General features: G+C 28.1%; 21 protein-coding genes, 1 tRNA gene, 1 pseudogene and 1 riboswitch. Of the genes and pseudogenes, 19 read left to right on the top strand and 4 right to left on the bottom strand.

Translation table 11 applies throughout. The features are described 5' to 3' along the window. Window positions 1-563 precede the first annotated feature (563 nt). The gene (locus tag SOR60_RS02965) at window positions 564-1,403 is read left to right on the top strand and encodes a PrsW family intramembrane metalloprotease (protein WP_154538947.1); all 840 of its coding nucleotides are present in this window, start codon (window positions 564-566) and stop codon (window positions 1,401-1,403) included. Between the two features lie 466 nt (window positions 1,404-1,869). Here the strand turns inward: SOR60_RS02965 and SOR60_RS02970 are convergent, their stop codons facing one another. Beyond that, complete coding sequence (locus tag SOR60_RS02970) at window positions 1,870-2,328, bottom strand: MaoC/PaaZ C-terminal domain-containing protein (protein ID WP_154538946.1); 459 nt, start codon at window positions 2,326-2,328, stop codon at window positions 1,870-1,872. Window positions 2,329-2,435: 107 nt separating this feature from the next. Here SOR60_RS02970 and SOR60_RS02975 point away from each other — a divergent pair, with 107 nt between their 5' ends. The 18 genes and pseudogenes from SOR60_RS02975 (at window position 2,436) to SOR60_RS03060 (ending at window position 18,542) form a co-directional block, all read left to right on the top strand. Next, window positions 2,436-3,209 carry a DODA-type extradiol aromatic ring-opening family dioxygenase gene (locus SOR60_RS02975; protein ID WP_176269240.1) on the top strand — a complete coding sequence of 258 codons (774 nt, stop codon included), beginning with the start codon at window positions 2,436-2,438 and terminating at the stop codon, window positions 3,207-3,209. A 186-nt stretch (window positions 3,210-3,395) separates the two neighbouring features. Beyond that, complete coding sequence (gene sdaAB, locus SOR60_RS02980) at window positions 3,396-4,061, top strand: L-serine ammonia-lyase, iron-sulfur-dependent subunit beta (RefSeq protein ID WP_154538945.1); 666 nt, start codon at window positions 3,396-3,398, stop codon at window positions 4,059-4,061. After that, window positions 4,061-4,945, top strand: a complete 885-nt coding sequence (gene sdaAA / locus SOR60_RS02985; protein WP_154538944.1) for an L-serine ammonia-lyase, iron-sulfur-dependent, subunit alpha — start codon at window positions 4,061-4,063, stop codon at window positions 4,943-4,945. Before sdaAB ends, sdaAA begins: the two co-directional genes overlap by 1 nt. A gap of 258 nt (window positions 4,946-5,203) precedes the next feature. Beyond that, entirely contained in the window at window positions 5,204-5,890 is a 687-nt protein-coding gene (gloB, locus tag SOR60_RS02990; RefSeq protein ID WP_154538943.1) for a hydroxyacylglutathione hydrolase, read from the top strand. Between the two features lie 183 nt (window positions 5,891-6,073). Then, window positions 6,074-6,145, top strand: a riboswitch (Fluoride riboswitch). Window positions 6,146-6,191: 46 nt separating this feature from the next. Then, window positions 6,192-7,382, top strand: a complete 1,191-nt coding sequence (locus tag SOR60_RS02995; RefSeq protein ID WP_154538942.1) for a cation:proton antiporter — start codon at window positions 6,192-6,194, stop codon at window positions 7,380-7,382. Between the two features lie 386 nt (window positions 7,383-7,768). Beyond that, window positions 7,769-8,671 (top strand): alpha/beta fold hydrolase, encoded by a 903-nt coding sequence (locus SOR60_RS03000; RefSeq protein ID WP_176269244.1) that lies wholly within the window; start codon window positions 7,769-7,771, stop codon window positions 8,669-8,671. A 346-nt stretch (window positions 8,672-9,017) separates the two neighbouring features. Continuing rightward, window positions 9,018-10,322: a citrate transporter gene (locus SOR60_RS03005; RefSeq protein ID WP_176269245.1), complete on the top strand. Its 1,305-nt coding sequence runs from the start codon at window positions 9,018-9,020 to the stop codon at window positions 10,320-10,322. Between the two features lie 8 nt (window positions 10,323-10,330). Continuing rightward, entirely contained in the window at window positions 10,331-12,460 is a 2,130-nt protein-coding gene (locus SOR60_RS03010; RefSeq protein ID WP_176269246.1) for a hydantoinase/oxoprolinase family protein, read from the top strand. Further along, window positions 12,460-13,077: a hypothetical protein gene (locus SOR60_RS03015; RefSeq protein WP_154538938.1), complete on the top strand. Its 618-nt coding sequence runs from the start codon at window positions 12,460-12,462 to the stop codon at window positions 13,075-13,077. Before SOR60_RS03010 ends, SOR60_RS03015 begins: the two co-directional genes overlap by 1 nt. Continuing rightward, window positions 13,067-14,080 (top strand): 3-dehydro-L-gulonate 2-dehydrogenase, encoded by a 1,014-nt coding sequence (gene yiaK / locus SOR60_RS03020; protein ID WP_154538937.1) that lies wholly within the window; start codon window positions 13,067-13,069, stop codon window positions 14,078-14,080. Before SOR60_RS03015 ends, yiaK begins: the two co-directional genes overlap by 11 nt. Further along, a complete protein-coding gene (locus tag SOR60_RS03025; protein ID WP_154538936.1) occupies window positions 14,073-14,354 on the top strand; it encodes a DUF1294 domain-containing protein in 282 nt (93 codons plus the stop codon). Before yiaK ends, SOR60_RS03025 begins: the two co-directional genes overlap by 8 nt. Window positions 14,355-14,867: 513 nt before the next feature. Then, entirely contained in the window at window positions 14,868-15,071 is a 204-nt protein-coding gene (locus SOR60_RS03030; protein ID WP_195837831.1) for a P-loop NTPase family protein, read from the top strand. Then, window positions 15,064-15,378, top strand: coding sequence for a hypothetical protein (locus SOR60_RS03035; protein WP_229771189.1), 315 nt, complete (start codon window positions 15,064-15,066; stop codon window positions 15,376-15,378). Before SOR60_RS03030 ends, SOR60_RS03035 begins: the two co-directional genes overlap by 8 nt. Continuing rightward, entirely contained in the window at window positions 15,272-15,928 is a 657-nt protein-coding gene (locus SOR60_RS03040) for an ABC transporter permease/substrate-binding protein (protein WP_229771188.1), read from the top strand. Before SOR60_RS03035 ends, SOR60_RS03040 begins: the two co-directional genes overlap by 107 nt. A gap of 214 nt (window positions 15,929-16,142) precedes the next feature. Next, a pseudogene (locus SOR60_RS03045) lies at window positions 16,143-16,571 on the top strand (glycine betaine ABC transporter substrate-binding protein). Window positions 16,572-16,632: 61 nt separating this feature from the next. After that, window positions 16,633-17,160: an NUDIX hydrolase gene (locus SOR60_RS03050; protein ID WP_154538935.1), complete on the top strand. Its 528-nt coding sequence runs from the start codon at window positions 16,633-16,635 to the stop codon at window positions 17,158-17,160. A 79-nt stretch (window positions 17,161-17,239) separates the two neighbouring features. Next, window positions 17,240-18,178 (top strand): L-lactate dehydrogenase, encoded by a 939-nt coding sequence (locus SOR60_RS03055; protein WP_154538934.1) that lies wholly within the window; start codon window positions 17,240-17,242, stop codon window positions 18,176-18,178. Window positions 18,179-18,239: 61 nt separating this feature from the next. After that, window positions 18,240-18,542, top strand: a complete 303-nt coding sequence (locus SOR60_RS03060) for a DUF4298 domain-containing protein (protein ID WP_154538933.1) — start codon at window positions 18,240-18,242, stop codon at window positions 18,540-18,542. A 616-nt stretch (window positions 18,543-19,158) separates the two neighbouring features. Here SOR60_RS03060 and SOR60_RS03065 read toward each other — a convergent pair. From SOR60_RS03065 to SOR60_RS03075, 3 genes are all read right to left on the bottom strand, one after another. Further along, on the bottom strand, window positions 19,159-19,896 hold the full coding sequence (locus SOR60_RS03065) for an ECF transporter S component (protein ID WP_320595160.1): 738 nt from the start codon (window positions 19,894-19,896) through the stop codon (window positions 19,159-19,161). A 297-nt stretch (window positions 19,897-20,193) separates the two neighbouring features. Continuing rightward, window positions 20,194-20,269, bottom strand: a tRNA-Lys gene (locus tag SOR60_RS03070). A gap of 61 nt (window positions 20,270-20,330) precedes the next feature. Beyond that, window positions 20,331-21,221, bottom strand: a complete 891-nt coding sequence (locus tag SOR60_RS03075; RefSeq protein WP_320595161.1) for a C39 family peptidase — start codon at window positions 21,219-21,221, stop codon at window positions 20,331-20,333. Window positions 21,222-21,352: the final 131 nt, after the last annotated feature.

The raw sequence follows: 21,352 nt of genomic DNA on the forward strand, positions 1-21,352 counted from the left end.
TTTCTGATAAAGATTTATATGAGATATTTGATCCTAAATATTCTTTTACTACTTTCATTTTGAATTCTGTACTATATTTTGCCATTTAAAAACTGACCTCCTTAAGTTAGTTTCTAGGTCTAACTTTTGGGGGTCAGTTCATTTTTCTTTGAAGTTTTATATAAAACATGTAAATTATTATTTTAACTATTTATATTGGAAATAATAATTATCATATATTTTATTCTGCTTATAAGGAATAAGAATTTCCTTTAGGAATAAATCAAAAATAAGAAAAGCAGAATATTATTATTTGATAATTTAGTAAATTCTAAAATTAAGGATGTTTTTAAACAACACTAAAAAAATTTAGTCATTTTAAATATCAAAAATAAGATGTAGGTTTAGAAGACAAATCTTATTTAGATGGTTGAAATAATATCTAAAAAATGATATAATTATCACGAAAATTTTATTATTTTAATGAATAATATAATTCTAAATAATATATTTTTTTACTATGAAATAAATTATATTATATTAAAAAATAATTCAATTATATTATTAAATATGGAGGATGATATATGAAAAAATTTATTAGTAAATATGGGCGTAATTTGTTAGTCGCGATAACTTTAGCATTAGTATTTGTGAGTTTTCGTGATTTTTTTATTCAGTTTTCAGAAAAAGATAAAGATGTAGCTTTATTTCCTAGCTTTTTAATTGCATCAAGTATAGTTTTATTATATGCTATACCAATTGCATTTTTAATATACTATTTAGTAAAAAAATTAAATGTTTCATGTAAAGTAGTTATGTTGAGCTTTATACTTGGATTTACATTGCCATTATATTTAGGAAGTCTAGGAAATTCCTTGATTTCAATGTTCTTATTTTTTATAAAAGCACCACAGACATTACTTGATGAGTGGGGAGCTGCTTTAACTGCTCCTTTTGCAGAAGAGATAGCTAAAGGTATAGTTGTACTTTTAGTATATTTATTGTGTAAAGGAATTTCATTGAAAGAAGCTTTTATATCTGGAATGATTTCAGGATTTGGATTTCAGGTTTTTGAAGATTGGGCATATATTTTTCAAAGTACTTTTGGGGAGACAAATAGTGGATTTACAATAGCTTTTGAGAGGGTTTCTAATGCCCTTGGTAGTCATATGGCTTTTGCAATAGTTTTTGGAGTTGGACTTATAGCTCTTATAAAAAAGAGTTCTGTAATTTCTAGACCTAAAGCCTTATGTTTTATTATAGCTCCAGTTATCTTGCATTTCATTTGGAATTCTCCACTTGAAGGTGATTGGGTATTTCTTTTGATTGGAAGTATAAATTTAAATCTTGCTTATTATGTATTTACAAATGTTAATAATTTAGATAATAATGATAAGCTAGCTAGGAATGTGTTGGTTGAATAAAATTGCAATTTAATTACAATTAATAACATAAGTATTATATTTATAATAATTATAGAAATAATAAAATGATTATTGATTATATATTAATAAATATATTTAATTAAGCAGATATCAATTTGATAAATGCTTATTCAAGAAACAGTAAATCAGATTAGTTTTACTGTTTTTTGTTGCTTAAAATTAACAAGATAGGAGAAGAAAATAGACATATTGTCAAAAATTAAATCTTTCAAAGACTATTTTATAAAGATAATAAATTTATAAAAGATTAATTTATTAACTTAGCACATTTTAAAAACTATAAAATGAGTAAATCTAAGATAGTTAAATCTTGAAATAGTAAGTATTGATGATAAGATTTCTAAGTTAAGGTTAGATAATTATTAAGATAATAATTATCTAGCTTATCTTAGATAAAATATGGATGGAATTTTAATAATATAATGACTTACCAAAATATTGATTTTTAAATAGAATCTTGATTATTTGTAGAAGTTTTACTTTTAACTAAAATATTTGCCTCAAAGTATAAAACTTTCTGATTATTTTGGTTTGTGGTAAGATAAGATAAATTTACTATACCTTGCTTCTTTGTCTTAGATTTTCTCTTATCTAAAACTGTAAGAATAGACTTTAGTCTATCATTTGCATAAACAGGATTATACCATACAAGATTATTTAATCCAGCACCTGCAATCATTCCCTCTTCGTCTTTTTTTGTCTTAACCCACTTAGACCAAGAAAAGGCTAATGTAAAAAAACCTGATGCAATTATATCATTAAATCTGGTTTCTTTTGCACTATTTTTATTAAGGTGAAATGGCCTAGGGTCATATTTTTTTGCAAAGTCAATCATTTCATCAAAGTCTACTATTTCTTCATCTAGTAGATATTTATCACCTATTTTATAATCTTCAAAATACATAATAACTCCTTTTAACTCTTATAACATTATTATCCATTTATAGATAATTTAAACATTTATATAATAATTTGATTTTAGGGTATCTATATTTTTGTAAAGGAGATTTTATGAAATTACCAACATTATTTGTAGGTCATGGCTCACCTATGATCGCACTTGAAAACACAGAGATAACAAAGAATTTTAAAAAAATAGGAAATTATATAATAGATGAATATGAAAGGCCTAAGGCAATATTAGCTATATCTGCACATTGGTTTACAAGAGGGAATTTTACTCAAAATGAAGATAATCCTAGACAGATTTATGATATGTATGGATTTCCAAAAGAATTATATGAGGTCAAATACCATGTAAATGGAGACCATGTATTGACAGATAAGATTCTTAATCTTTTAAAAAATGATGATATAAAACTAAATCAACAATGGGGGATAGATCATGGTACTTGGACAGTTTTAGTTCATATGTTTCCAGAAGCTGATATTCCTGTTGTTCAATTATCAGTAAATGCTAGTATAGGAGAAAGAGAAGTATTTAAGATTGGAAAAAAATTAAAAGATTTAAGAGATGAAGGATATCTAATACTTGGAAGTGGAAATATTGTCCACAATCTTAGGTATGTTGATTGGGAAAAAAAAGATGCAAGTTTAGAAAATAGGGAGTTTGATAAGTTCATAGTAGAAAATGTCTTATCTAAAAACTTTGAGAATGTCATAAACTATGATAAAAACCCTTATTCATCCTATGCAGTCCCAAGCAAAGATCACTTTTATCCTCTTATTTATGTATTGGGAGCAAGTGATAATGATAAGGTAGAAGTTTTTAATCAAGTTGGAAGTTTAGCTTCTATTTCAATGACTTCTTTTATATTTAAATGATGATAAGTAAGACTTTTGTGCTTACTTTTTAAGTTATCTTAATTAGTCAAGTAAAGGTATGAATTAATAATATATCAATATTTAATTATAAAAATATAAGAGTATTATAATATTGTAGATGTATTAAAATGATAAGCTTGAAAAGGTTTTATTTATATTTAAATTATAGTAAATAAAGGAGAAAATATGAAAGAATATGGAGTATTTGACATAATAGGACCTGTTATGATAGGTCCATCGTCATCTCATACTGCAGGAGCTGCAAGAATTGCTCAAGTAGCTATATCTATTGTGAAAAAAGGCTTCTATAGAGTGGACTTTCATTTACATGGCTCTTTTGCCAAAACTTATAAGGGTCATGGTACTGATAAGGCACTTTTGGCTGGTGTTTTAGGTTTTAAACCAAATGATAAAAGGCTTAGGGATTCTTTTGCAATAGCTAAAAAAGAAGGTTTAGAATTTCACTTTATTAAAGATGACTTAGGTACTGTTCATCCAAATACAGCCAAGCTTGTATTTTATTATAAGGATGGAACTACATCATCTGTTACAGGATCATCAATTGGTGGTGGTAATATTGAAATTATTGAAATAAATGACGTATTAATCTCCTATAACGGAAAATTTCCTACAATTATACTTAAATATGGGGAACAGAAGGGTGTTATCTATGAAGTGTCTAAACTTCTTGCAACCAATAATTACAATATAGAAAGTATAAAGACCGTTAAACAAGATGAGGAAGTAACATTGATTGTCGAGCTTAATGAAAGGCTTAAAAAAGATTTGATTGATAAAATTATAAATGATAAAAGATATGACTATGCAAACTATATAGAAGGGGTTAAATAATGTTTAGAAAGGCTAAAGACGTAATTAAAGAATGTGAGGAAAGAGGACTTCACATCCACGATTTAGTATTGGAAGAAGAATTAAAATCATCGCAAATTGACAAAGATGATATTTTAAATAAATTAAGAAAAATGTTTAAGGTAATGGAAAGATCAGCTCAAGGCAATCTAAATAATGAAACTAAGACCACCATGGGTATGATTGATGGATTTGCAAAAAAAATGAATGCATATTCTAAAGAAGGCAAGTCAATTACAGGTGATTTTATAACAGAAGCTATGGCTATGGCTTTTTCAACTCTTGAAATATCAGCCGCTATGGGTGAGATTGTTGCAAGCCCTACAGCAGGTTCTTCAGGTATTCTACCTGCGATTTTATATTCTTTAAAGAAGAGAGAAGGATTTTCAGATGAAAAAATTGTAGAAGCAATGCTTACAGCAATAGGCATAGGTAAAATGATTGGTTATTATGGATCATTTGCTGGAGCTGAAGGTGGTTGTCAGGCTGAAACTGGCTCAGGCTCTGCAATGGGAGCAGCAGCCGCATGCTATCTCTATGACCAATCTCCAGAAGTATGTTTTCATGCTGCAAGTTTTGCTTTTCTTCATGTTTTAGGACTGGTTTGTGACCCCATAGCAGGACTTGTAGAGTATCCTTGTACTTTTAGAAATGCATCTGGTGTTGTAAATGCTTTTATTTCTGCTGATATGGCCATGGCAGGAATTACATCTATTGTACCATTTGATGAAGTTTGTAGGGCTGCTGGTGAAGTTGGATCAACACTTCCGGAAGCGTTAAGAGAAACAGGAATAGGTGGAATAGCAGGTACAGAAACAGGAAGAAGAATAAGAGAAAAATTCTTTGCACTTGGAAATGATGAATAAAAAATAAGACCTAGTTATATTTCTTACCTGTTACATTACTATATTAATAATATATTTTTGTAGACTTTATAGTACTAATATAAAAGTATTCTAAATATCGATTGTGATTTTTAGAATTTAGAAATGAAGAAAAAAAGACAATTAGCTATATTAAAACTTTAAAAACAAAATCCAAATGTATAAAAATACCTTTTTCTTTATTAAATAATTAAATTTGTGGTATAAATAATAATAACTACTAATAAGAAGGGATTGTGTATGAAAATTAAATATATAAAAGCTTTAAAAGATAATTATATATGGGCTATAGAAAAAGCTAATGATATTATTATAATAGATCCAGGGGAAACAAGACCTGTTTTAGAATATATCAAAGGTAAAAATCTTGTAGGAATTTTAATAACTCACAAGCATATGGATCATATTGGTGGAGTTTCGAGCTTGAAAGAAAAATATAAGAACTCTATTGTAATAGGACCAATTGAAACTGAAGATTTAAACGATAAGACAGTAAAAGATGGGGACGAGTTTGAGCTTTTGGGATTTAAATTTAAGGTAATAGAGACAGATGGGCACACTGAAGAGCATATATCATATCTTACTGAAAATAACCTATTTTGTGGAGATACTATTTTTTCATCAGGCTGTGGCAGGGTATTTACTAAAAAATATGATAGAGCATTTAATTCTGTTAAAAAAATTAAAAATCTAAGCATGGATACTCTAATATATCCTGCTCATGAATATACCATAGATTGTCTAAAATCATCAAAGAAAATTATAAAAGATAAGATTATTGATGATGCTATAAATGAAGCTCAAGAAAAAATTGATAAAGGACTTCCAAGCTTACCTACAAGTGTAGAAAAAGAATATCGTATTAATCCATTTTTTATGGCTAAAGATCTTAATGAGTTTAAAGAATATATTAGGATAAAGAATTAGTTAAGGATTTAAATAATGATTATGATAGTGAAGATATAAATATTTCTAAAATAATTATAAGTGGTAAAAATAAAAACAAAGCTAGTATTATTTTGATAAGGGCTTATTTTATATAAGAGCTATCAGTATATATTCTTAAATATAGACTTTAACTTCTTGACTTAAATTATAAATTTATATATAATAAATTTAGGGAATGAAGTTCTCCCTAAGATTAATCTTAAACCGCATTATGCTGATGACTTCTGTCTATATAAGGGACAGGATTCATCAGTTTTTTTGTCCCAAAAGGAGGATATATATGTTATTATCACTAGGCCTCATTATACTTATAGGTCTTTTTCTTGGGGAGATTTTAAAAAAATTAAAGCTTCCCTCTCTTATTGGAATGCTTCTTACAGGTATTATACTAGGAACTTTTGGACTAAACATACTAGACGATAAAATTCTTTTGATTTCAGAAGATTTAAGACAAATTGCTCTAATAATAATTTTATTAAAAGCAGGATTTTCCTTAGATATATCAGATTTAAAAAGGGTGGGAAAATCTGCCATTCTTTTATCTTTTCTACCTGCAAGCTTTGAAATTCTAGCTTATTTTTTATTTGCAAGATTATTTTTTAATATAAGTCCTATTGATTCGCTTTTAATGGGGTCAGTTCTTGCCGCAGTATCTCCTGCTGTTGTAGTACCTAGGATGGTTAAGTTAATAGAAGAAAAGAGGGGAGTAGGAAAGTCTATTCCACAAATGATTATGGCTGGCTCGTCTTGTGATGATATATTTGTTTTAGTTTTATTTTCGATTTTTCTATCTATGGCTAAGGGAGAAGGTACAAATTTCATATCTTTGCTAAATGTTCCTGTGTCTATTATTTTAGGAATATTACTTGGGTGTATAATAGGATATTTACTTGATAGGATATTTGAGTTTTTTTATAGTAGAGATTATCTAATAAGAAATTCTATTAAGTTACTTATATTTTTGGGTATTTCCTTTCTTCTAGTATCTTTTGAAAATATTTTGAAGGGAAAAATTCCAATATCTGGACTTTTGGCAATAATATCTATGGCAAGTTTTTATAGGCTTAAAGCAAAGGAAATTGTATCTAATAGGCTTTCAGAAAAGTTTGGAAAAATTTGGATTTTTGCAGAGATTCTTTTATTTGTTCTAGTAGGTGCAGAAGTTGATATAAGATATTTGTCAAATATTGGACTTTTAGGGATAGTTATGATATTTATTGCTCTTTTATTTAGATCTTTTGCTACTTTAATAGCTGTAAAAGATGCAAAACTTAATAAGAAAGAAAAGATATTTACTATTGTATCATATATGCCAAAGGCAACAGTTCAAGCGGCTATTGGTTCAATTCCCATGGCAAATGGACTATCATCTGGAAATGTAATTTTGTCTATTGCAGTCTTAGGTATTTTAATAACAGCACCTTTAGGAGCAATATTTATTGATAATCTTTATAATAAGTTATTGGATTAATTATAGTCTAAATAAAAAACTCGTATAAATCATTGGATTGCTTATACGAGTTTTTATATTTGAGAGAAATCTTTGCCTAGTATTTTATTTAAAAATTTTACATATGTATTTTCTTAAATTTATATCTATTGAATCTTAATATATCATTATAGATAACTTTTTATCTATTTTTTTAATATACAACAACTATAGGTTTTTATTAGTAAGAATACTACATTTATTATATTAAATAAGTTTTTTTCTTAATTGCTTTCTATATGAAAAAATATCTGTTTTTCTAAAATTTTTTATTAGATATAAATTAATAGACTTATCTATATAAATATATTATTTTTAGTATATAATAGAATTGTATAATTATATAAGAGTGAGATAGAAGGTGCAAAATGAAAGAAATTGAATTTAGTAAAATTAAATTAGAAAATGGCGAAATAATGGCTTATAGACATGTTGGTAAAGGAGACAATGTGCTTATTCTTGTACATGGTTTTCAATCTTCATCTAGTTTTTTTGAAGATTTGCTAGAATCATTTGATCAAGATATAAATGTCTATGCACCTGATTTGATAGGTTATGGAGACTCAACATATAAAATTAAACATAAAGAGATGAAAGATTGGGCTTTTGATTTATATTATTTTTTAAATGCTTTAAAGATTAATAGGATAAGTCTTGCAGGTTGGTCTTTGGGAGGATTAGTCTGTATGGATTTTGCAGGATTATACCCAGATTTTGTTAAAAATCTTATCTTAATAGCATCTGTTGGAAATGAAGGTTTTATTATGCCTGATAAGAAAGAAAAAAAAGATGATCACTTTAAATTAAAGCTTCCAAACTTTTTAAAAGATTTTAGCTTAAAGCATGATGAATCTTTTACTATTCCAATTTTAAATGGGATAAAGGATAAGGATATTGACTTTTTTAAAGACCTTTTAAGTCAAACTATATTTAATGTTAATGATCCTGATCCTAATGATTTAAGAAAAATGGCAGAAGACTTTATAAAACAAAAATGTTTTCTAGAAGCCTTGCTTGCCATGGTTAAATATGATAATACTAAAAATGGTTCTGGTTTGATTAATAATATTATCATGCCAACAACTTGGATGCATGGGGATAAGGATATGGTTATTCCGATTGATAATGCTTATAAAAGTATAGAAAATTTTCCAAAAAAAGTTAATTTTATAGAGTTTAAAGATTCAGGTCATGCGATTTTTGTTGATGAAAAGGACAAATTTTTATTATCTTTATATAAAATTTTGGGAAAAGAGAATAAAAATAATTGACGAATTTTAAAATTAAGAATTCTATCTTTGCATAATACTCTAATATAATTATCTATTTTGCTTTGATAGATATGGGTAATAAATGGTTGTATTTTATTATAATCTATATTAGGATTTTTTAATGTAAAAGATTAGTAGCTAATTAATAATTTCATTTATCTTATATATTTTGATTAAGCTCTTATCATTCAATTTACTTAATGGTGTATAAAGTTTTATTTATAATAATTCTTATATTTAATTTATAAATAAAAATATTTTAATTGACTTTAGTAAAAAGTTTTCATATAATAGATCTTATGAATGTAAGCGATTACATTTTATTTTTTAAAATTAGGAGGTTAGTATGGAACTTGCTATTGGAATAGCACTTATTATTTCCTATATAGGTCTTGCGATTTATGCGGCAAGAGGAGGAAACCTAATGACTGGATTTTTTGTTATGGCAGTTATTTGGCTATTCTTTTGTATCTTAGGTGGTAAGCTTACTTGGGAAGATGGAATGAAAGATATTTTACAAGGTGGACCCGAATCATGGGGTGCCACAGCAGTTAATGTAATTTTTGGTTCTTGGTTTGGGAAAATCCTTGTTGATACAGGAATTGCATCAAAACTTATAAAATCTGTAACAGAGCTTGGTGGAGATGATCCTTTTATAGTTACTCTTTTACTTTCTATTGTTACAGGAATAATTTTCACAGCAACATTTGGAGCAGGAGCTGTAGTTGCTATAGGGGTAATTGTTTTACCTATATTATTATCACTAGGTGTACCTAAGTATTTAGCAGTAACTTCATATTTGATGAGTGTTGCAAGTGGTATGTATTTAAATCCTGTTTTATTTTCACAAATGCAAGCAATTTTTGAAGATATGACTTATAATAGTGAATATTTAAATTGGGCTTTTATTGCCATGGCTGTTCAACTTATAATTATTGGAATTATGCTTTTTGTTCATATGAAAGTTTTAAATAAAACAAAAAGAAGAAAATCTTGGGATCTTAATTTAAATGAAGAAAATGTGTCTTTAGATAATGTACCAGCTATAGCATTAATAACACCAATTATACCTACAACCTTATCAATAGCATTTTCGTGGGCATCTATTCCTGCTTTTATTGTAGGTTCAGTATTTGGTTTAGGAGTTTGTGGTAAATTAAAAGGTGGTTGGAATAATATTTCAAGAGTAGTATCCCAAACATTTTATGATGGGGTAATAGATGTAGCAAGCCTTTTAGGTTTCTTATTTATTCTACCTATGTTTAATAAAATAAGTGGTGTAGCAGCACCTTTCTTCGATCCTATTTTAGGAGATTTATTGCCAAAAACTACTTTGGGTTTAACAATTGCTTTTGTAGTAATTGCCCCTTTGGGATTATTTAGAGGACCACTTACAATATTTGGTGCTGGTGCTGCAACTGTGGGTGTACTTTCACAACTTGGATCATATTCTACACCATTTTTATTTACTCTTATGTACGTACCAACTATAGCAATGAACCTTGCAGCTTGTCCTACTCAATCTTGGAATTTATGGGCTTTAAATTACAGTAAGGTTAGTGTAAAAAGTTTTATGAAAACTGGAGTTGTATGGGCATGGCTTATATCAGCCATTAATTTATTCTTAGTTTTCGTATTTTTTGGATCATAGGAGGTATTATGTCAAGAAAAATTCGCGTAGGTATAGATGTTGGCGGAACAAATACGAAGGCAGTAGCCATTGATAATGAAACATATGAAATAGTCGGAGTAGGAATTATACCAACAACTCACGATCATGAACTTGGTGTAAGCCAAGGGGTAATAGATTCGTTTAAAAAATGTTTAACTGAAAATAATATTTCACCAGATGAGGTTACATTTATTGCACACTCAACTACTCAAGCTACAAATGCTCTTGTAGAAGGTGATGTTGCAAAAGTTGGAGTAATAGCTGTATCAGATGGTGGAATTGTTGGATTTTTATCAAAAATTCAAGCTAAAATTAAAGATATAGATCTTGATGAAGAGGGTAAAAGAAAGATAACTACTGCTTTTAGATATATCAATAAAAAAAATTTTAATGAAAAAAATATATCAGATGCGATTGATAGTCTTATAAGTGAAGGATGTGGGGTTATAGCAGCTAGTAAAACTTTTGGTGTTGATGATATAGAAGAAGAACTTTTAATCAAAAAGATTGGCAAAGAAAAGAATATTGAAGTATGTGCTGCATCTGAAATTTCAAAATTATATGGTCTTACAAGAAGGACAAGAACTGCAGTTATAAACGGTTCAATTCTTCCTAGAATGATTCAAACAGCAAATTCAACTGAATCTGCCGTTAAATCTGCTGGCATTAAGGCACCTCTTATGATAATGAGAGGTGATGGTGGAGTAATGGATATAGAAGAAATGAGAAATAGACCAGTTCTTACTATGCTTTCAGGCCCTGCCGCATCTACAGTAGGTGCTTTGATGTATCTTAAGGTTTCAAATGGTATATTTTTTGAAGTAGGTGGCACAACAACGGATATTGGAGTTATAAAAAATGGTAGACCTATGATAGATTATGCGGTTGTAGGTGGACAAAGAACGATGGTAAATTCTATGGACGTTCATACAGTAGGAGTTGCTGGAGGTTCTATGATTAGGGCAAATAATGGTAAAATTATAAAAGTAGGGCCTAGATCATGCCATATTGCAAATCTTGAATATGTTGTTTTTAATAAACCAGATTTATTCGATGGTGCAAAAATCAAGCAAATATCTCCAATAAAAAATGATCCAGAAGATTATATAGTTATTACTGCAAATAATGGCAAGGACTATGCATTAACAACTACTTGTGCAGCAAATGCCTTGGGAATTATAGAAGAAGGAGACTACTCATTTGGTTATGTAGAAAGTGCAAAAAAATGTTTTAATCTTCTAGGGGAATTCTTAAATATGTCTGGAAAAGATGCAGCCCAAGCTGTTCTTGATGATGCGGCCAATACAACTAATGAAGTTATTTATGAGCTAATGGATAAGTATAAAGTTGAAAAATCACAAACTACCATAGTAGGAGGTGGAGGAGGGGCAAAGGTGCTCCTACCAAATGCTAGCCGTAAGATGGATGTTAAATATAAATTAGCTGATAAGGCAGAGATAATTTCATCAATAGGGGTTGCACTTGCAATGGTAAGAGATGTTGTGGAAAGGGTAATACCACAACCAACTAATGATGATATAAGATTATTAAGAAATGAGGCAACAGATCAAGTAATAAAATCTGGTGCTACAGCTGAATCTGTAGAAATACAAATTGAAATTGACCAACAAACTTCAAAGGTTCGTGCTATAGCAACAGGATCTACAGAAATCGCAACTCAAGAACTATCAAAACATATAAGTGATGATGAGGCAAAAGAATTAGTAATAGATAGTTTTTCTGATACTAAGGGTGAGATAAAACTTGAAGCTAAAAATGATTATTTTAGAGTTTATACAAAAGAAGTAAATGGTAAGTCAGAGCTTAGGGCTATTGATAATAAAGGTTTTATAAAACTACAACGAGCTGATGCAAAGGCTTTAAAAACTTCTAGTGCAAGTATAAGATCTCTTGCAGATAAAATTTGGGAAAATTTATCAGTATTTAAATCAGATATTAAGCTAAACCCAGATCTTTATTTGTGTATTGGTGCAAAAATAGCAGATTTTGAAGGACTTACAAGTTTAGAACAGTTAAATATGTTGATAGATTCAGAACTATCAGTAAGGGATACAAATGAAGAGGTAATCTTAATTGGAGCTAAAAATGATTTATAATGGATATAATAAAAGATATTTTACTAATAGATGATAAAACTTTTGCATTATTTTTATTAGATCAAGATTTCTTATCAAGAAAAATTAAAAATAAAAAGGAAATCATAAGAAAATCCATGGAATGTGGGTTTTCTTTTGCTAATAAATATAAGAGTTATAGTATTAAAGATCTGTTAGAAAGATTTAATCTAAAAGTAGTTGAAGATTGTGGAAGTGAAAATTTTTCCTATTATGAGTTAGCCTTTTTTGAGAAACCTAACCAAATTCATCTATGCAAAAACAATATTAAAAAGGTAGAAGATAAGATTATATCTTTAGGCTTAAATATTAATGTAGAGGATATTGTGCTTGCTCATGAAATATTTCATAAAATAGAACAGGAAAATAAGTATGTATATACTGATAATATTTATATTGAAAGTTTTAAACTTGGTCCCATTAAGAAAAAAAATAAATTAAAATCATCAAGTGAGATAGGTGCAATGGCATTTTCAAAAGAATTTTTATCACTTTCTTTTAATCCAGTACTGATAGATTATTTTCTTTCCTTAGCATTTAATAAAGAAAATGTATTCTTAAAAAAAATTAATTATTACAGGAGTAAGAATGAAAGTTAAATATGATATTTTAAAAAATACTATAAAATTAGCCCTATTAAAAAATTGTGTATCAGAAGAAGATGCTGAAATAATGGCTAAAGTTCATGCAGATTCAACACTAATAGGAGTAAATTCACATGGTTTAAATAGGATTCCTAGACTTATTAATTTTATAAATGATGGTTTAATTAATATAAATGGAAAACTCAAACTCATTAAAAAATTTGGAGCTATAGAAAATTATGATGCAAACTTGGGTTTTGGAGTTATAAATTCTATAAAAGCTTCTAAAAGAGCTGCAGAACTAGCAATAGAAAATGGAATAGGAATGGTTAGCGTTAAAAACTCCACTCATTGGATGAGAGCTGGAACTTATGGTGAGCTTATAGCAGAAAGAGGGATGATTGCTTTATGCTTTACTAATACTGAATCACTTATGCCTTTATGGGGTTCGGATGAAAAATCCATAGGAAATAACCCAATGTGTATAGCAATACCATCAAAAAGTGGAAATATAATCCTTGATATGGCTATAAGCCAATATTCATATGGTAAACTTGATTCGTCAAAAATAAAAAATGAGTATCTTCCATATCCTGGTGGCTTTGATAGTGAAGGCAATCTAACTAATGATCCTAATAAAATCATTGAATCTCAAAGACTTCTTCCAATAGGTTATTGGAAAGGCTCAGGTCTAAGTTTATGTCTTGACGCTATGGCATCATTGTTATCAACCGGAAAGTCAACCTACGATATGGATGAAGACAAAGCTTTTAACTGTACAGGATGTTCCCAAATATTTATTGCTATGAATCCAGAAGTTTTCTCCACTGAGCAAGAAAATGAAAAAGTAATCGAGAAAATAAAACAAAAAGTTCACTCTGTAAGAACTCTTGAAGAAAATTCATCTGTACGTTTTCCTGGGGAAGGAAGCATAAAAAGAAAAGATAAGAATCTAAAAGAAGGAATTGAAGTTGATGACTTCTACTATGAGAAAGTTAAATCTTTTATAAATGTTTAATTTAGGAATTTTAATTTACCTATTGATAATAAATCTTTTTTCTATAAATTTAACTTGCTATGATAAAATAGCTTCAAAAAAAATAAAAAGAAAAAGAATTAAGGAAAGCAAGCTTTTAACAATAGCTTTTTTAGGTGGAGCTTTAAGTATGTATATTTTAATGAGACTAATTCATCATAAAACAAAGCATAAAAATTTTATGATACTTCTTCCTATATTTACGCTTATACATTTATTTATAATATTGATATTAAAAACCAATCATATATTATAAATAATATCATTATGGATAAAAAACATTACAGATATTTGAACTTATTTTGCCAAAAAGTTAAATAAGCCTGTGAGAGAAAGAACATTTACTCGAATTTAGTCCGATTAAATATATTCTAGATTAATTCTTGCAGGTATTTTTAACTATCATAAATAAAAATATTTTATTATATCAAATTGCTTATAATTATAAATTTTTAACTAATAAAGCTGTCTTTGTAGTTATGGCTTCTTATGTAGTTTATTTCAAAAGAAGAACATGTAATATCAAGATTATTTTTTAATTTGATTCAGTTAAGATAGGAATTATGGCTAAAAATTCATATATGAAAGTAAATTTTAATACCAAGAAGTACTAGAAATTATTTAGAAAAGTTTGGAGAAGATTGTATAAAAGAATTTTACAAAAAATAGATGGGGTATACTTAAGGCAGTTATTATTAAACCCAAAATACTTCTAAAGGATGAGCCGTTCTCTGCATTTGATCCAATTTCTAGAAATCAATTACAAGATTTGGTTAAAGATATTCATAAGGAGCTTTCCTTAACAACTATATTTGTAACTCATGATATGGATGAAGCACTTAAGCTAAGAGATAGGATATGTATAATGAAAGATGGAAAGATTGTTCAAATAGGTTCTCCTGAAGAGATTAAAAATAATCCTGAAAATAATTTTGTTAAGTTGTTTTTTAAAAAGGGGGAAGTAAATGAATAATTTCATTAATGTCCTTATAGAGAAAAAAGAAGATTTGATAAAGGCGATTTTTGAGCATTTACAAATATCCCTTATTGCCTTATTTATAGCTATGATTATAGCAATCCCTTTTGCTATATCCATAGCTAAAAACAAGAAAACGCCTGAATTTACACTCCAAGTAACAGGAAATATTACAAACTATACCATCTTTAGCCTTCTTGGGGCTTTTTATTCCAATTCTTGGTATAGGAAATATTCCTTATATTGTTGTCTTAGTAATTTATGGACTTTTTCAAATTCTACAATCTACTATTACAGGACTTAGGTCAATAGATCCTATTTTAAATGAAGCAGCTACAGCCTTTGGGATGACAAAGTGGGAGAAGTTAAAGAAGTTTGAACTTGCTATGCCTTCTATTGTAGGTGGCATAAGAACTTCATCAGTAATGCTGATTGGAACGGCAACTCTTGCAGTGTTTGTAGGTGCTGGAGGTCTGGGTTCTTTTATACTATTGGGCATAGATAGGAACGATTCTTCTTTAATTTTAATAGGAGCTATAGCATCTTCACTATTGGCAGTTATGATTAATGCTTTAATTAAATTACTTGAATATAAGAAGTTAAAGACTATTATTTTAAGTTTTTTAGCAATTTTATTCATACTTTTACTATCTCTTTTTAATTTTGGAAATAGTAGATCTGAAAAATTAATACTTGCAGGAGAGCCTGGTTCAGAACCAGAAATTTTAATAAATATGTACAAAGAAGTAATAGAGCACAACACAAACTTAGATGTTGAACTAAAACCTAGTTTTGGAAAGACTAGTTTCTTATATGAGGCTTTAAAATCAGGTTTTATAGATATATATCCTTAATTTACAGGGACTATTACTTCAGCACTTCTAGAAAAAAATCCGATTTCTTGTCAAATTATGAAAAAGAGGTTTATAAATTTGCAAGAGATGAGATAAAAAAGCAAGATAGATTAAGTTTTCTTAAACCAATGAAATTTCAAAATACTTATGCTCTTGCAGTAAAAAATACTTTGCAAATGAGTATAGTTTAAAAACAATTTCTGATTTAAGGAAAATTGAAGACAAAATAGTTGTAGGATTTTCTCTCGAGTTTAATGACAGACTTGATGGAAATAGGGGACTCAAATCTATATATAATCCTAATTTAGATGTTAAGACTATGGAGCCATCTTTAAAATATCAGGCAATTTAAAGTGGAGAGGTTAATTTAATTGAAATTTATTCGACAGATTCTGAGATTATTTCACACAACCTAGTTTTACTAGAAGATAATTTAAATCTTTTTCCACCTTATCAGGCAATAGCCTTTATGAGGGAGGATACATCAAAAAAACATCCTGATTTAGTTAAATCTTTGGAAAAGCTTTCATATAAAATCACAAATGAACAGATGCAGGAGATGAATTATAGAGTTGATGTAAAAAGAGAAAGAGCAAGTGATGTCTCAAAAGAATTTTTAGAGGAAAATAATATTTTAGATTAGCGGGTTTTAGTCCCGCTTTTTATTATTAATAGGGTATAAAAATAGATAAGAAGGAGTTTATATGATAGAATATGTAGATTTATATGATAATTTTAGAAATAAAACAGGAGATATTATTGAAAGAAGACAGAGGGTTCCAAATGGTTTATATAGACTTATAATCCATGTTTGTATATTTGATACAAAGGGTAAGATGTTAATTCAACAAAGAACCTCTAATAAAAGTTCTTGGGCGAATATGTGGGATTTGACCATATCAGGTGCAGTATCAAGTGGAGAAACATCTCAAATCGCAGCAAATAGGGAACTCTTTGAAGAACTTGGGATAGAATATGATTTCTCAAAAGATTATCCAAACCTTTCAGTTAAGACTAAGTTTAGAATAGATGATATATTTATAATAAATAATATGAAACTTGGACTTGATAGTCTGATTTTACAAAAAGAAGAAGTAAAGGATGCTTCATTTAAAACTCTTGATGAAATTCTTAGTTTGATAGATAAAAAAGAATTTGTACCTTATCAAAAAGATTACATAAAACTTTTGTTTTACTTAAAGGACAATAATAATTTATTTGATATGCGATAATATTTATCATTTCTCCTAAAAGTAGTATAATAAAATTAAAGTATAGTAAATTACTATAGATTAAAATAGAGGAGGAAAGATGAAAGATAGTAAAGTTATTTTAGTTGGTGATGGTGCAGTTGGCTCATCATTTGCTTATGCCTCTACAATTCTCGGTATAGGAAGAGAATTGGGAATTATAGATATAAATGAGAAAAAGGCAGAAGGAGATGCGATGGATCTTTCAGATGTCTTATCTTTTACTAATCCAAAACAAATATATAAGGCTGATTACTCTGATTGTGAGGATGCTGAAGTTGTTGTAATAACAGCTGGTATGCCACAAAAACAAGGGGAGACTAGGCTTGATTTAATAGAAAAAAACCTTAAAATCTTTAAGGATATGATAGGACAAATTGTAGATAGTGGTTTTGATGGAATCTTTTTAGTAGCATCAAATCCTGTAGATGTCCTAACCTATGCAACATGGAAATATTCAGGTTTTCCTGCAAATAAGGTTATAGGAACTGGTACAACCCTAGATTCATCAAGGTTTAAAAAAGAAATAGCTTCTCTTATAGGAATAGACCCTAGAAGTGTTGACGCTTTTATTATGGGAGAGCATGGAGATAGCGAATTTGCAGTATGGTCCCACACAAATGTTGGTGGTCTTCCTTTATATGAATGGGTTAAAAACCACTCAGACACTGATGAAGAAGCCCTATTAAATACATTTGATAAGGTTAAAAATGCAGCTTATGAAATAATAGATAAAAAGGGAGCTACATTTTATGGTATAGGAATGGCTTTAGCAAGACTAGTAGAAGCTATTATAAATGATACTAATAGTGTATTTTCAACTTCATCATACTTAAATGGGGAATATGGGCTTAAGGATATTTTCATAGGTGTACCGAGTGTTATTGGAAAAGATGGAGTGAAATGGGTTATTGAAGTACCTCTTACAGATACTGAAAACGAAAGAATGCAAAAAAGTGCTGAAATTCTTAAAGATATAATAAATAAATCAAAGCTGTAAAATAATCCTAGGTTTTAAAGCCTAGGTTTTTCTGTAGTAAGATTAAAAGGAGATTGTAATTATGAATATAAAAAAAATAAAGGATATGGAAGAAATTTTAGTTAGCCACAGAAAGATCATTGATGATTTTAATGATGCTTTAGATAAATTCAAAGAAAGTCAAAAATATTATGAAAAGCTTAGTAATTACTACTCATCTAGTGCCTATATGGATGATTTAGAAGAGTCAAACCAAACTGAAATTTCTCCTAATATAAGTCAGGGTATATATTCTGAAGACTTAGTATTTGACTTAATTGGAGACAATTATCAAACAGCAGTAAAAATGCTTGAGATTGGACTTGACATTATTAAAAAACATTAAAATAAAAATCCAAAAATTTACAAAATTAAAGTATACCAATTAAAATTCAATAATATTAATTTATTAGAACTGAACGCTATCCTACATTATTTAGGAGCTATCATTTTGTTTTTGATTGATTTTTTTCTCTATTATAATAATATATAGTCATATATTACTTGTGAGAGTCCATAAAAATATAGATTTATAATAGAATTCATTCTTTAATCTTGAAAATTAAGAGCTAAGTTTTATTAACTTTTCTCTTTAAGATTAATTAAATTTTTTATCTTATGGCTATTATCATTTTTCATTCTTGCTTTTTCAATCTTACAGACTTAATCAAGTTGCCTATAATTATATTAGGCGTCATTAATAATTTTTACTTGGAACTTAAATTAATGTTCTTGACATACATTAAAATCTCATGTATATTAAGTTCTTCAAACTATGCTCTAATCTAAAAATCTTATAAAAGCTCCCTTCCTAGACTCATTTAAGGGTTTACATTTCTATATAGTTTTATCCAATTTTTTGAACCCATAACTATATTTTATTAAAATACCCTCCTTACTGCTTATACAGTAAAGAGGGTATACATCGAAATAGAGTAACTTTTAGTAACTCTTTGGTTTTTTTATTTTTTCTTATAAGCTTTTATTATAGCTGATACCATAACTATTGACATAATAGCTTCAGGTAATCCATTTGTAATAATTGCTCCAAATATAGTACTTCTTGCTAGATCAGTTGAAATTCCTAAGGAAGTAACATATTTTTCTGCATAAAATAGGTATATAAAACCCATTACAAAAAGTGTATTGGTCATAGTGCCAACAAATGATGTTATTGCTACTGAAAGGTTAGAATTTTTATTTTTAAAGGTTAAATATAGCATAATCATGGCTATTATTTCAAAAATAATAGATAAAACTATTTGTAAGATATTAGCCTTATTACTAATGTTACTGTAAACTAAGTAAAATAAAAAAACTGTAAGTAATATCCATAATCCTAAGGATACGTATCTTATATTTGAAGTTTTCTTATTTTTTAAATATCTAAAAGTAAGTCCTGAAAAAACACCTATTAATATTCTTGGAAAGATTGATATTAAAGGATTATAAAATACAAAAGATATAGGACCTGGTCTTAACATAGCGTTGGCAAGTGAAGATAGACCGAAAATAAGTCCAACTAGTCCTCCAACCACTGGACCTTCTAATATTGCTGCTATAATTACTGGTATGTGCATGGTAGTTATATTGATTAAACCAAGGGGGATATATCCCATAGGAGTCAATCCTAAAACTATAGTAATAGCTCCTAACATAGACACAGTAACCATTTGTCTTGTTTTTTCTTTGTTATTCATTTTTACCTCCTGATGCAACTTCTTTTATGAATGTCGCTCAATTTAATAATATTATATACCTATTTTATAAAAAGTAAAAAAATAATAAAAATTCGAAAATAATTATAGGAGAATAAAAGAGGATAAAGTTCAAATTATTTATTTACAAGATAATTTTTAAAAATCAAATTCTTTGTTAGTAAATTTTTCGCATTGTAATTAAAATTTGTATGATTTTTATGTATTATAGAAATTAATAAAGCGTGGATTGTTGAAATCCACGCTTTAGACACCTTATAGATGTTTTTAAATATTCTATGGTGCGCCATCAGGGATTCGAACCCTGGACACCCTGATTAAGAGTCAGGTGCTCTACCAACTGAGCTAATGGCACTAACTTGCTGACTTAATTATAATACCATGAAATTATAATTAAGTCAACACTTTAAAAAAAATTATTTAGAAATAGCCCAAATCTTTAAAATTTGGCCAGAAATATCATCAAAAGACCAGGTAATATTAGTATTTTTTATAGAATTTGGATCATTTATTAAGAATTTATCACCATCATATGAATCTATTACTAAAATATGACCACTTGTTGTGAAATATCCTGGAGTTACCGAAACTATTAGGGGTCCTTTATCCAAGGCTTTTATTAAATCATCCTTATTATTAGCAATTTCATTTATACTTAACTTATATTTATTGGCTTCATGGGAAAAAAACTCCCAAGCAATACCATTTTCTGTCATAAATTCATTGGCATCATTTGCTATTGTTTTTGGGTTTATAGAATCATCATCTATGAATCTTCTTATAGCCATAGACATAGAAGTTGGACCACAGCCAGCTATAGCTATGCAAGTATCAGATAAATTATTATAGGCCCATCTATTATCCCATTGAAGAAAAAATGGCGTTTTTCTATTTAACTTTATACTTTCTCCATCTTTCATCTTAAAATCAGTCTTATTATTGTGCCTATTGTAAATAAATTCTCCAGTGTCAGTATCATTTCCAACGAGCCTTTGCTCAATTTCATCAATTTTATCGAAATTTTCATATATCCAATTTAGTTTAAGGTCATTTTTCATATTTTCTTTAAGATAATTCTTTAGCTCTGTATAATCACTAGACTTGATTTTTGGTTTATATTCTTCATCTTGATAAGTTATATTTAAAATATCAGATTTAGCATTTGTATCATAATTTATGTATTTTTTTGTAATATATTCAATATCTTTTAAGGTAGTAGGTAAGTCTTTATCATCTATAGATTTTTTATCTTTTCCACATCCAGTAAGACTTAAACTTAAAAGAATTAAAACTAATATTTTTGTCATAATCCACCTTTATCCTCATATAATTATAGCAGAAATTTATAAAATAATTTAAAGCAAATAAGTATTTTTAAAATTTTGATAAAATAAAAAATCACCTTACCTTTACCTAACATCAATAAGAGAGAAAAATT

This window comes from Anaerococcus porci, from assembly GCF_034090325.1.
Taxonomy (GTDB): Bacteria; Bacillota; Clostridia; order Tissierellales; family Peptoniphilaceae; genus Anaerococcus; species Anaerococcus porci.